This window comes from Cohnella soli (assembly GCF_042655525.1).
Classification (GTDB): Bacteria; Bacillota; Bacilli; order Paenibacillales; family Paenibacillaceae; genus Cohnella; species Cohnella soli.
In genome coordinates this window covers 1-14051 of record NZ_JBHSMI010000010.1, presented here as the reverse complement: position 1 = coordinate 14051, position 14051 = coordinate 1, and the positions used below count along the sequence as shown (strand labels likewise).

8 protein-coding genes and 1 riboswitch are annotated in these 14051 nt (G+C 48.0%); all 8 genes read left to right on the top strand.

Features of this window, described 5'->3' with window-relative positions; genetic code table 11:
• Nucleotides 1–23 precede the first annotated feature (23 nt).
• A complete protein-coding gene (locus ACFPOF_RS05675; protein ID WP_378130474.1) occupies nt 24–1760 on the top strand; it encodes an ABC transporter ATP-binding protein in 1737 nt (578 codons plus the stop codon).
• A gap of 70 nt (nt 1761–1830) precedes the next feature.
• Nucleotides 1831–1918: riboswitch (cyclic di-GMP riboswitch) on the top strand.
• A 122-nt stretch (nt 1919–2040) separates the two neighbouring features.
• On the top strand, nt 2041–2946 hold the full coding sequence (locus ACFPOF_RS05670; RefSeq protein ID WP_378130472.1) for a hypothetical protein: 906 nt from the start codon (nt 2041–2043) through the stop codon (nt 2944–2946).
• Nucleotides 2947–3094: 148 nt separating this feature from the next.
• The gene (locus ACFPOF_RS05665) at nt 3095–5299 is read left to right on the top strand and encodes a family 2 glycosyl transferase (protein WP_378130470.1); all 2205 of its coding nucleotides are present in this window, start codon (nt 3095–3097) and stop codon (nt 5297–5299) included.
• Between the two features lie 11 nt (nt 5300–5310).
• Nucleotides 5311–8424 (top strand): hypothetical protein, encoded by a 3114-nt coding sequence (locus tag ACFPOF_RS05660; protein ID WP_378130469.1) that lies wholly within the window; start codon nt 5311–5313, stop codon nt 8422–8424.
• Nucleotides 8425–8436: 12 nt separating this feature from the next.
• Nucleotides 8437–9486, top strand: coding sequence for a HEAT repeat domain-containing protein (locus ACFPOF_RS05655; protein WP_378130467.1), 1050 nt, complete (start codon nt 8437–8439; stop codon nt 9484–9486).
• Between the two features lie 32 nt (nt 9487–9518).
• Nucleotides 9519–10928 carry a glycosyltransferase family 2 protein gene (locus ACFPOF_RS05650; RefSeq protein ID WP_378130465.1) on the top strand — a complete coding sequence of 470 codons (1410 nt, stop codon included), beginning with the start codon at nt 9519–9521 and terminating at the stop codon, nt 10926–10928.
• 295 nt (nt 10929–11223) lie between these two features.
• Nucleotides 11224–12063, top strand: a complete 840-nt coding sequence (gene phnX, locus ACFPOF_RS05645) for a phosphonoacetaldehyde hydrolase (RefSeq protein ID WP_378130463.1) — start codon at nt 11224–11226, stop codon at nt 12061–12063.
• Entirely contained in the window at nt 12060–13175 is a 1116-nt protein-coding gene (phnW, locus tag ACFPOF_RS05640; protein WP_378130462.1) for a 2-aminoethylphosphonate--pyruvate transaminase, read from the top strand. The genes phnX and phnW overlap by 4 nt, the downstream gene beginning before the upstream one ends.
• Nucleotides 13176–14051: the final 876 nt, after the last annotated feature.

Genomic DNA, 14051 nt, shown 5'->3' with positions numbered 1-14051 from the left:
TATCGTATTGCGAGGTGCCTCACTTGATTCGCCGTTTTATCGCTTTTTACCGTCCGTACAAAGGACTTTTCACACTGGATTTCACTTGCGCCATATTGGTCGCGTTGCTTGAGCTTGGTTTCCCCGTCGGGGTTCAGTGGATGATCGACGATTTGCTTCCAACGAAAGATTGGGGGCTGATTACGTGGGTGTGCGTCGGCCTGATGGCGCTCTATATTGTCAGCATGCTGATGCAGTTCGTTGTCAGCTATTGGGGTCACAAGCTTGGCATCAACATCGAGACGGATATGCGCCGACAACTGTTCCAGCACGTGCAGAAGCTCAGCTTCCGTTTCTTCGATAATACGAAGACAGGCCAGATTATGAGCCGAATGACGAACGATCTGTTCGATCTCGGCGAGATGGCGCACCATGGGCCGGAGGATATGTTCATTGCGCTCATGACGCTTGTCGGCGTGTTCGGCATTATGATGATGGTGAACTGGGAGCTGGCGCTGATCACGTTTATCGTCGTGCCTTTCCTGGCGTGGATTATCGTGTACTTCAATCAGAAGCTGAACAACGCCGCGACCAAAATGTTCGAGCAGATCGCCGACGTGAACGCGCGAGTCGAAGACAGCATCTCCGGCATCCGTGTGGTCAAGTCGTTCGGCAACGAAGGGTTCGAGCTGGAGCGTTTTACGAAAAACAACCAAGGTTTCAGACGCGCGAAACTCCGTTCTTATTTTACGATTTCCTTGAGCGGCTCGAGCATCTACATGTTGACACGGGTGATCACGCTGGTCGTTCTTGTGTGCGGCGCGTGGTTTGCTTATCAAGGCAAGTTATCGTACGGGGAGCTCGTCGGGTTCCTGCTGTACGTGAACATTTTTCTGAAGCCGATCGAGAAAATCAATGCGCTATTGGAGTTGTATCCTCGGGGTATGGCCGGTTTTCGGAGATACTGCGAGCTGATGGATACGGAGCCGGACGTGAAGGACGCTGACGATGCGATCGATGCGCCGCGGCTGAAAGGCAACATCGAGTTCAACAACGTGACGTTCGGCTACGAGAACCATTCCCACGTGCTGAAGGACATCAATCTGAAGGTGCGGGCCGGCGAGACGCTTGCGTTAGTCGGTCCGTCAGGTGCGGGCAAGTCGACGTTATGCAGCTTGATTCCGCGTTTTTATGAGATCGATGAAGGCGAGGTCACGATCGATAACATCGACATTCGGGCGATGAAGCAGCAGTCGCTGCGTAACCAGATTGGCATTGTGCAGCAGGATGTGTTCTTATTCAACGGAACGATCCGCGAGAATATTGCCTACGGGCGACTTGGGGCGACAGAGGAAGAAATTTGGGAAGCTGCGCGGGCGGCACATCTGGAAGCGATGATTCAAGCGCTGCCGGACGGGCTCGACACGTTCATCGGGGAGCGGGGATTAAAGCTGTCCGGCGGTCAGCGGCAGCGGCTGTCGATCGCGCGGATCTTCCTGAAGAATCCGCCGATTCTTATTCTGGACGAAGCGACTTCCGCGTTGGACACGGAGACGGAGACGATGATCCAGCAAGCGCTCGAGAAGCTGGCGCACAATCGGACAACACTGATTATCGCGCACAGGCTGGCGACGATTCGCCATGCCGACCGCATCGTCGTCGTGACGGAAGAAGGCATCGCCGAGCAAGGCCGGCACGAAGAATTGATCGCGGCAGGAGGCACATATGCGCGCTTGAGCGCCGCGCAATTCGGCGGCGGCGCTGGATTGGCGACGGTTTAGGCAGACAACGATCAACTAAATATTTGTTGGACAGATAAATGTTACTCGGCTATGATAGTTTGAGTAAGCTTCACGATAATAGCAAACCTGCTGAAATGGCAGGGACGCAAAACTACAGGGCCTAAGGGTGAATCAACCTATGGCAGCCAGTTGCCGAACGAAGAGTGCGAAACTATCGACGATGTTCCTTTCCGTCAATTTTGCGCAATATCGACACAGTTCGGCAATACTCTGAACTGTGTTTTTGTTTTGGCGCAAAATGGAAGGGGGGGGGGCAGTAATGAAGAAGTTGTTTCCGTCGATCTGCTTCGTTGTTATGCTTCTGTTAAACTTAATGAGTGCCACAACTGCCAAGGGGGCAGACGTTACGTATTCTTATCAGAATGAAACTAAGTTATCGACCTGGCTATGGGACGCTTCCAAAATTGTCGACTCTCCGGACAAGGTAATAGAGGATTTAGCTGATCGCCATGTTAAGTTTCTCTTATTACAAATAGATTTCTCGGTTGATGTCGAGTATTATCGCAAATTTATTGGCAAAGCGACTTTTAATGGAATTAAGGTCGAAGCGTTGGATGGCGCACCGCAGTGGGTGACCGACGGCGGCGAGGAGCTCCAGCAAAATATGTTGGACTGGTTGGTCCGATATCAGAATACGTCTGTGAGTAAGGAAAGATTTCAAGGAGTTCATTTAGATGTCGAGCCTTACGAAAATGAACATTATGAAGAGCACATGGATGAGTATATAGGCAACTATCAATTAATGATCGAGAAATTTAAGATGCAGACAAGCAAGCTTAAATTGGAATTCGGTATCGACATTCCGTTCTGGTTTTACGGAGTAAAGTATGATAACCAATACGGCTCAGGAAACTTGGCGGAATGGCTATGCCATTACGTCAAGAAAATGACAATAATGGCTTACCGGGATAGCGTAGAGGGGGAAAATGGAATTATTAGTGTTGCCGCTGCGGAAATGAAACTTTTCGAAAAGTATAAAGTTCGAGGAACGATAGCGGTGGAGACCGGAAAAGTAGCGGATGCGTATCAATTTATCACTTTTTATGGGAAAGGCAAAGAAGTGATGAATCGGCAACTCCAGCGTCTCTATGAGTACCACCGAAAGCATTCCGCATTTGATGGAATTGCGATTCACTACTACGATAGCTGGGTTGCGATGAAGTAAAATAGAAGTTATTTGCACCCTGTTTAGGTCCTGTTTAGGGTGCTTTTTTGTTGTTAAATCATTCCACTACATTGGTCCTAAAATGGGGCTGTTTCTACATTGACATCAGGTATTTATGCCTATAAAATGATGATTTGGGGGTTATAACATGATGAAAATTTCGTCGAAAAAAAATAAATCTATTATCATATTGGGCTGCTTACTGATTATTGCGCTAATCATAGGTTTAGAGTATCGAAAGTTGGAGTCTCGCCATCTTCCCGCTGAACAGACCATGCAATCGCAAGAAGGCATCCGCTACATGAGCAGGACGGATAAAAATTCGTTCTATATTCTGAAAGGAAATGTTTGGGAGCGCGTATTTATCAAAGGGGTCAACATTGGCGCTGGCAAGCCTGGTGCTTTTCCAGGTGAAGTTGCGATTACTTACGATGAATATTATCGATGGTTCGGTTACATATCGGATATGAACGCAAATATGATCAGGGTGTATACAACGCAACGGCCGCAATTTTACAATGCGCTCTATGATTTCAATAAGAAAATGGAAAAAGAGGGAAAAGAGCCGCTCTACATCATTCATGGGGTGTGGGTGAACGAGAATGATATTATGACGATTGACGATGCGTTTGGCAACGACAACAAAATCCTGAACGATGTTGTGAAGAGCGGGCAAGAAATCGTCGATATTCTACATGGCCATAAGGATTTACCCGTTCACAAAGGTTATGCGGATGGGACTTATACGACGGATATCTCTGAATACGTTGCAGGGTGGATCTTGGGGATCGAATGGGATCCTTCTTTCGTGATCGGTACCAATGAGAATAATGTGGATCGGAACCATTACGATGGACAATATTTATACACCGTGAATGCCTCGCCTTTTGAAGCTTTTTTGGCGGAGTTAGGGGATAAGATCATTGCGTACGAAACGCAGAAATACAATATGCAAAGACCCGTTGCATTCTCCAACTGGGTGACGACTGACCCGTTGAAGCATCCGAACGAACCATACAAAAATGAAGATATTGTAGAAGTAAACGTTGAGCATGTGAAGTGGCACGATACCTTCAAGCCGGGGATGTTCGCTTCTTATCACGTATATCCATACTATCCCGATTCCTTCAGCTACCAGACCGATTATATCGAATATAAAGGTACGGATGGTAAGCCAGATCCATACTTGGCCTATTTGGAGGATATAAAAAAGGTGCATTCGATGCCGATTGTCGTGTCTGAATTCGGTATCCCGGCATCGCGTGGGAAGGCGCACGAAAACAGGATTACCGGATTCAATCAAGGACAGATTGACGAAAAGACTCAAGGCGAAATGTTGGTCCATATGGTTAACGACATTCATGCAGCGAATTTGGCAGGAGGTATCGTATTCGCGTGGCAGGATGAATGGTTTAAGCGGACATGGAACAACAACGATCTGGATTTGCCGGATTCCCGTCCGTTTTGGTCCAATCCGCAAACGAACGAGCAGCATTTCGGATTACTCGCTTTTGACCCAGGTAACACGGACACGATTGTAAGGGTGGACGGCCGAGTCGAAGATTGGAGTCACGATACTCCATTGATAACGCAGGATGGCGTGCGATTATACGTGAAGAGCGACGAGGGGTACGTATATTTCAGAATAAATGCCGATGATTACGACTTCAACAATGATACGCTGCTCATTCCAATCGACACCATTAACGGACAAGGGAATGACGGTTACGCAAAGTTCGGTACGACGTTCAGCAAGCAGGCGGATTTCGTTCTTCAAATTCACGGCCAGTCGGACACACGAATGGTAGTCGATGCGTATTACGATAACTACTATTTTCGCTATGCTGTGCAAAGCAATCTGATCGAGAAGGACGATGCGTTCCAGAGAAAAAATACAGGAATATTTAATCCGATCAGATTAGCGATAACCAAAAAAGTTCATATCCCCGGGACAACTATTGAAGTTCCGTTCACCGGGTATGAAACAGGTAAGCTCCAATACGGGATCGCCAATCCGGAAAGTCCTGAATACAACTCATTGAGCGATTTCTATTATCGCGATGGCGAACTGGAAATGAGAATCCCATGGCAGTTGTTCAACGTCATGGATCCATCTCACAAGTTTGTTATCGACGATATGTTCGCGAGCGGCAAAATTACTCCTTTGAAGTCGGATGACTTTCATATCGGAATCGAAAAGCTGAAGAATGGCACTGCCCAAGGCGTGAGAAACTTGCCGATGCAGACCTACGATTGGAACGAGTGGGACACACCAACTTTCCATGAGAGATTGAAACCATCCTATTTCATTTTACAAAAGGGGTTTCGTGAATTAGGGTCTGGCGGAAAATGAGGAATGGATCAATGAAGAAGAAAAAGTTTAAAATCCGCTACATCCTATTGGTGTTTCTGTTCATTGTTGTACTAACTCCATTCATATGGTGGCAGGCGAAATCCGGTTCTAAATTGGACATTATCGTGCTTAATAAAACGTTTCCGTTCGTAAAGCAAGCGTCCGGAGAGAGCGGGAAGCTGGATTACAGCAAACAGCGTGGGTTATTCTGGCTACTCGATTATTTGAAAATCAAGCAGCCAGGCACGAAGGGCTCATACGATGTTCGTACCGACTATTACGGGAATTTTCTGGTTGACGGTAAACTGACGAATAAACCTCTCTCGGCGCTAAGCGAGGTGCCAGATGTAATTTACCTTTCAGATATGTACGGAACTGGTAACTCTAAGTCGAACGGTGAGGAAGGTCAGGGCGTATCTGGACTGACAAAGGAAGAGATTGGCGTCATCTCGACTAGTTACGAGCGGGGAACAACGGTCATCGGCGAATACAATATCGCAGGAGACCCGACAAAGCCAAGCGTGGCGAAGGAATTAGAAGAAATATTCGGCGTGAGGTTTGCGGGACTGGCCGGAAAGTTTTTCTCTGACCTATCCTCCGCAGAGGACGTTCCCAATTGGATAAAAGCGACATACGAGCAGCAATATGGTAAAAAATGGAGCTTGACTGGGGCGGGAATTGTCATTGCAGGTAACAACAGAATTGTCGTACTGCAACGTGACATCGGATTTACAGGGCAGTCGCTGCGGGTCACTATGGATAAGGATACAGCGGATGCGTATAAGACTCAAACGGTTGATTACTATAATTGGTTCGAAATCGTGCAACCGGAACATCCGGATTCGGTCATTGCTTGGTACGAACTGGATCTAACGGAAGAGGGTGCGGATCAGCTCAAACCGTTCGGACTGGATCGACGCTTCCCGGCTATTATCGATAACCGTGTCAATCATAAGCATTCCTATTATTTCGCCGGTGATTTTACGGATTATAGGGGTCCGACAAAATTGAACCAGTTCGTCGGTGCGGCGATGTTGTATCGTTATTTCAGCGTGGAGAGCGAAGGAGACTTGTCTTATTTTTACTGGCACTTCTACGTGCCGTTCATGTCCAAGGTATTGAAGGATGTCAAACCGGTGAAATCATCCATGAATGCCGACGTGAATATGGAAGTGTCGAGTGATGGCACGAAACTTGGAGCCCGAATCGCGGACGGACGTTTCTCCGTCTTTCGTGATGGTTCATGGCAGAAGCTTTACGTAAAAGGCGTTAACATCGGTGCGACAGTACCCGGCAAGAACGAAGGCGAGATGCCCGATTCCCCGGCATTCTATAAAGATTGGTTTAGCCAAATCGCTGGTATGAATGCGAACGCGATCAGAGTATACACGTTAATGCCGCCCGTCTTCTACCGTGCTTTAGATGAATATAATTTTAATAATGCTGGGAAAAAAATGTATTTATTGCAAAATATCGTATCCGATCAGAAAAACCCGCCGCAGCACGCGATCGATGACGTATACCGTTCGGAATATCGCAAAAGAATTGAGACTACGATTAATGCGATTCATGGTCATGCTACAGTGACGAACGAAAAAGGGAACTCAACTTCGACATATATGAATGATGTGTCGGGTTACCTGTTGGCATACTTGGTAGATCCGGATTGGAATCCGGATGTTATCTCGGTTACGGACGTGGGGACGGAACCGACCGCGTATGCAGGCGAATTCGTATCCGCCGGTGCCGGCGCGACGCGAACTGAAGCGTGGCTGGCTTCCGTGTTGGATGAGGTCTATCGTTACGAACAACAAAACTATGGCATGCAACACCCCGTAGGAGTCGTAAGCAACCCGGAGTTGGACCGTAACTATCGCTCTCAGTACAGTCCGGCCGATGCGAAGACCGATGCCGCGATGAGCATGGCGCACATCGATGCGAGTGATAGGGCAAAGGGTGGAATATTCGGAGCGCTCGATCTTTTCCCGAATCAACCGGGCTTGCTCGCAGAAGATCATGGAGCCGACGCTCCATCCTTTGAGGCGTACAAGAAGTATTTACTTCAGTTCGTGAAGAGCCAAGAGAAATATCCGGTTCTCGTAAGCGAGTTCGGAGTGCCGACAAGTAGCGGATTGTCCGAGAAAAATCAGGGCGATAGCATCACAGCCTTGTTGTCGATCATCAAAGATAGTGGTGCGATGGGGGGGCTCATCTATGAATGGGCTGACGAATGGGGGAAAAGCAACCGATTCAGTTCCTCTCTGATGATTCCATATAATCGGGGGAAACTCTGGCATAATGTTGACGACCCTTCCCAGAATTACGGGATACTAGCTATGGCTTCCAAGACGCCGTCCGAATACGCGATGACGCTTCGCGGGTCGAACCCGCTGGATACATTGGCGCTGACAGCGGACGAATCCTATTTCTATGTGAAGGCCGAATTCAGCAAATTTCCGGATTTGACCCGGAAGAACATTATGATTTATCTCGACACGTTCGACCGCAAGCGAGGGGAATACATGTTGGCGCCCGACATCGTCGAGAATTGGTCCGGCGCGGAGTTCAACATCCGCATTCAGCAGCCGACCAAAGCCGAGCTGCTCGTGATTCCCAGTTATAATGCAAGCAAGGGACATTATTTTTCTATGGTCTCGACGACGGGTTTATTCGAAAAGGCTACGAGACAGTTGTCTGCATCGTACGTGACGAAGTCCGGCAAACAGTTAGACACGCGTTACGAGGATATTTCTACGTTAACTTCGGGTCCGTTCGAGAACAGTACAAATGCATTTTATTTGACGGGCAACACGCTAAACATCAGGATTCCTTGGGCAAGGCTTAATTTCTCCGATCCGTCCAGCTTGCTCGTATTGAATGACGATAAGACGACGGGGGTATTGGAGAACAAGAAAGACACGCTCACCGTGAGGATGACAGATGGCGTCGTCGCATCTCTGGTCGTGATGGACAAAAAGACCAATGCGGTTGATTATCATTTTCCCGAAAGTGTAACGTCGTCTGGATATAAAACATTTACCTGGTCTTCGTGGGATGCTCCTCAATACGAGCAACGCCAGAAATCCAGCTATGACAGCATAAAAGAGGCGTTCAGCATACAATAATAGGAGGCTCACGTGGTAAATAACCCTATATTTGTTTTATGGATTTCGCTCGGATTGACGGTCCTATTTTTCGTGGCTATCGTATGCACCTGGCTATACTCTTACATCCGCCTTCTTACAGTTAACAAAACGAATCATACGTTGAATGGCATGCTTTCCGACATCTTCTTGAACAGCGATGAGTCGTCACGCCTCGCTATCGGTAAACTTAAGCGCTATGTAGAGAAAAGCAATAGTAACAAAGAGCTGCTTATCAAATCGTTGATTCGCCGGGGCGACGACTTCCTCGAGAGCAATCACCGCCGCGTGACGGCGATCCTAGAGCAGACGGAGATCGTAACTTATCTTGGGAAACTGCTCGAATCCAAGATCACATACAAGCAATCTCTGGCCTGCCGATACTCGGGAGACTTAAGAATCGATGCGATGAAAGAGTCGATGTACAAGCTCATTTATAGCCGGAAAAACGACGTCATATACAATATGCTGCTCGCACTTTCCAAAATGGGCGATCTGAAAGGCTTGTCTGATTGTCTGCGGGAAAACTCCAACCATATTAACCTTTCGTTTAGGGCCGTTGTCGAAGTGGTTGCGGCATTTAGAGGTTCTTTGGAGGAGTTGGTTAAAGAAACGATCGACTATTGCGATGATTACATGAAAGGAATATTAATCAAGGCGGCCACGGATAAAGGTTGCGCGGAGCTTGTCGATTGTTTCGTCAAATACTCGAACAGCAATAATAAAAACCTGAGAATCGCCTGCATTCGGGCATTATCCGATTTCAAGGGCATGAGCAACGAACAATGCCTTATTGCCATGTTGGAAGACAAAGAATGGGAAGTCAGAGCCGCAGCCGCCAAGGGATTGGAAAAGATTGGGACGGAACAATGCTTGGACGTTCTCGCCAAAGCCGTCAATGATAAGGAATGGTGGGTCAGACAAAATGCGGCCAGTTCGCTCGTCGCCATCAGCGGTGGAAAGGAATACGCAAACCGGATCGTTAACGGCAATGATCGATTTGCGAGAGAAGCGATCGTCGGAGTGCTCGAGATGTCAATGTAACGGATCCCATACGGTTGAAGAGGAGCAGAAACGTGTATATTTTCTGGAAATTCATCCTGTATTTCAGCGAATTCTGCATGTTATACACGATTGGAATTAATCTGTTCTATAACGGGCAGATGCTGATCTCTGTTGTCGATTTGCTTGGTTATTTGAGAAAGATGAAATCGTCCGATTATAAAAGGTATGTCGACTCCAAAAACATGATCCCGATCTCTATCATCGTCCCCGCGTATAACGAGGAAAAGACGATCGTCGATAATATCAAGTCTTTGCTTGCGCTCAATTATTATGAATACGAGATCATTATCGTCAATGACGGCTCGAAGGATTCGACGCGAGACAAAATCATTCAAGAATTCGATCTGGTTAAAGTAAACCAGCCGGTAAAGATGAGCTTGAGGACACAAGAAGTAATGGGCATCTACCGCAATCCAAAGTACGAGAAGCTTATTTTGGTGGATAAAATCAACGGAGGCAAAGCCGACGCGCTTAACGTGGGGATCAACGTTTCGTCGTACCCGATATTCGCTTGTATCGATGCGGATTCCATCCTAGAGAACGAAGCACTCATCAAACTTACGATGCTGTTCGTGGAAAATCCCGAAACAGTGGCGGTAGGTGGAATCGTAAGAATAGCCAATGGATCTACTATTAAAGATGGCAAATTGATCGATATGAAAATACCGAAAAGCAAAGTAGCCTCATTCCAGATTGTGGAATATTTGCGTGCTTTTCTGACTGGTCGCACCAGCTTGAGCAGGCTGAATTCCGTTCTCATTATTTCCGGCGCTTTTGGTGCGTTCAATAAAAGCGTCGTCATCGAATGCGGCGGCTACAAAGTGGGCACGATCGGTGAGGATATGGATATTATCGTCAAGTTACATAAGAAAATGAAAGATGAGAAAAGGAAATATAAAATCAAGTTTCTAGCTGATCCGATATGTTGGACGCAAGCGCCGGAATCGCTTCAGGATCTGCGAGTTCAACGTCGGCGCTGGCAGATCGGTTTATTCGATAATTTGCTTGCCTATAGGAAAATGCTGCTGAATCCGAGATACGGTACGGTTGGAATGCTAACGCTTCCGTACTATTGGTTGTTCGAGCTTTTGGGACCGGTGGTGGAGTTCCTCGGCTATATTTTTATTCCGATGGCCTACCTTTTTGGGTTGCTTGAATTCGAGAGTTTCATTGTTTATTTTTTTGCCGCGTTTTTGTTGGGTACAACTTTATCTATGGGCAGTATTCTTCTGGAGCAAATGTCTTTCCGTAAATATACATCATTCAAGGATACGATGCGTTTGGTTCTTTTCGCTTTACTCGAGAATCTAGGGTATAGGCAACTTACGATTTTGTTTCGGATTGAAGGGATTTTCAAATTCAGAAAAGGTCGCCATGCATGGGGGGCAATTAAAAGAAAACAGTTTGTGTCTTCAAAGTAATAACTATTGGTGACAGTTCACGAAAAGAACTAGACGTATATTGGCAGATTGATCTCAGAAAACGATCAAGATGTAAATATACGTCTGTTTGGCGTTATTGAATTTCCTCTCCAATTATGAACTATATGACGGGGTGTACATGGGGTTTCGAGACCCCGACAAAAATCAAAGGCCAGTCAGAGAGTCCCTGATGGTTATTTTTTTACACAAACACGCAATTAAAAACAATTAAATAAAACAAAATATATTATAATTAAAGTGTGATTCAACATTTTGGCGGATGGGAGTTGCGCAAATGACAACGAAATACAACGGAAAAGTTCAAGGCGTCATTTTCGATTGGGCGGGTACGATGGTCGATTATGGATGTTTCGCTCCACTGATCGTCTTTGTGAACGTCTTCCGGAATAAAGGCATCGAGATTACGGCGGAGGAAGCGCGGATTCCGATGGGCATGCTCAAGTGGGATCATATTCAGGCGTTGCTGCGAATGGAGCGGATCGAGGCATTGTGGCGGGAGAAGTTCGGCCGGGCACCTACGAACGCGGACGTCGACGAGTTGTACGCTGAATTCGAGCCGATGTTGTTCGCCGATCTGGCGACGTACACGGACCCGATCCCGGGCGCGCTCGAAGTGGTAGTGAAGCTCCGGGCGGACGGTTTGAAAATCGGCTCAACGACGGGTTACACAGCGGGCATGATGGAAGTCGTCGCGGCGGAAGCGAAACGCAAAGGTTATGCGCCCGATACGCTTGTTACGCCGAGTGACGTGGCAGCGGGAAGGCCGTATCCATGGATGTGTTATCGTAATGCGGAACTGCTAGGCGTGCACCCGATGGCCGCAATGGTGAAGGTTGGCGATACGACGAGCGATGTGCTCGAAGGCGTGAACGCGGGCATGTGGAGCGTTGGCGTCATTAAGGGCAGCAGCGAGCTCGGGTTGTCCGAGGCCGAAGTGGCTGCGATGCCGGAAGCCGAATTGGCAACTCGAATGCAAGCGGTGGCCGATCGGTTCCGCAAGGCTGGCGCCCATTACGTCATTGAGCAGATAGCCGACCTGCCTGCAGTCATCGAAGACATTAACGCGAGAAACGCCGCTCAGGCTGCCGCACGATACGAGGAGACCACACGATGAACATCAATTTGTTAGACGACAACCCTTACTTGCTGCTGACACCCGGTCCACTGTCGACGAGCAAACGAGTAAAAGCGGCAATGCTGAAAGACTGGTGTACATGGGATCGCGACTACAACGATCTTGTGCAGGAAATCCGGGCGAGGCTCGTTGCGCTTGCTACCGATCGAACTGAAGACTATTCCAGCGTGCTTATGCAGGGAAGCGGCACGTTCTGCGTTGAGTCCGTTATCGGCAGTGCGATCGGGGCGGATGGCAAATTGCTCGTCATGGTGAACGGTGCCTATGGCAACCGCATAGCCCAGATGGCTGGCGTCCTCGGAATCGATACGGTCGTTCTGGACAGCGGCGAAGTGGCGTTGCCAGACTTGCAGAAGCTAGAGATGACGTTGCAGGCTGATCCGGCGATTTCACACGTCGCCATGGTCCACTGCGAGACGACGACCGGTATCCTGAATCCGATCGCGGAAGCGGGACGTATTGCCAAGAAACACGGTAAAATCTATATCGTAGACGCCATGAGCAGCTTCGGCGGCGTACCGCTGGACGTGGCAGACATCGGAATCGACTTCCTGATCAGCAGCGCGAACAAATGTATTCAAGGCGTGCCGGGCTTCGGCTTCGTTATCGCGCTCAGGGAGCGTTTAGAAGAGTGCAAGGGACGGGCGAGATCGTTGTCTCTCGACTTGTACGATCAATGGCATCACATGGAGACAAACGGTGGAAAATGGCGCTATACGTCCCCGACTCATATTGTACGTGCGTTTTACGAAGCGTTGTGCGAATTGCAGGAAGAAGGCGGTGTCGCGGCGCGATATGAAAGATATAGTCGGAATCAGTCCGCGCTGGTGACGGGCATGCGCTCAATCGGTTTCCGGACGCTGCTTCCGGACGATCTGCAGTCGCCAATCATTACGTCGTTCTATTATCCGGATGATCCGTCCTTTACATTCGTGGACTTCTACCAGCAGCTGAAATCTCGGGGATTCGTCATCTATCCGGGTAAAATTTCGCTGGCTGATACGTTCCGCATCGGCAACATCGGAGAAGTTCACGAAGAAGATATGCGCAGGCTTATCGCGGCGATCGGCCACGTGGCTAGCGCAGTTTAACGACTGCGGCATGCATAGGTTGAGACAAACCTCCTGAGAGAACGCGTTATCGCGCGTCTACAGGAGGTTTTTGTGCGTGGCGTGGTGCGGTAGTCGGTGCGGTGCATCATTGATTCGATTCTGTCGGAAGCAGCATGCAATTCATGGAGCTGCGGGGCCGGTGCGGATTACGTAGCTATGGAAAGTATGGCTAATGTGGACTTCGGGGCCGGTGCGGGCTACGTAGCTATGGAAAGTATGGCTAATGCGGACTTCAAGGCTAGTGTGGGTCGCTTAACTATATAAAGTTTGGCTAATACGGACTTCGAGGCTAGTGTAGGTTACGTAGCAATAGAAAGTTTAGCTACTGCGAGCTCCAAGTCCGAGACAGGTCACACTTCTATGGAAACTTTTACACGCCAACCAGCCACAAGGTTTACAACCGGTTAACAACCCACACACAAAACTCCGAATATTCGCCTCTATAATGAAACTGCCAACCTGCATCTCTGCGCTCGCAAAGCGTTTCGACACTTTTCAACAACGAAAAACAACTAAAAACAACATAAAAAATTAACAAAACAAATACATTAAGTTGTATTTAATCATGATTTTCATTTGTTATATTGGTTTTGCACATGAAAAAGCAACGAAAACGAGTACGGTGGACCTCATCCCTACACAAAGATAGACCTATCAGGAGGAGAGAAAGTATGAAAAAAGTGGGCAAGAAGTGGGGAAGCACGGCGGCTTTGGCCATTTTGGCGCTTAGTTTGTCGGTTACGGGGTGCGGCAAGGTGACCTTGCATCGAAAGAGTAGACACAAAGAATGACCCTCGAAAATCCATTATCCTAACGTCATTCAGGAGATTTAACCTTAAATGGCGGGACATATTG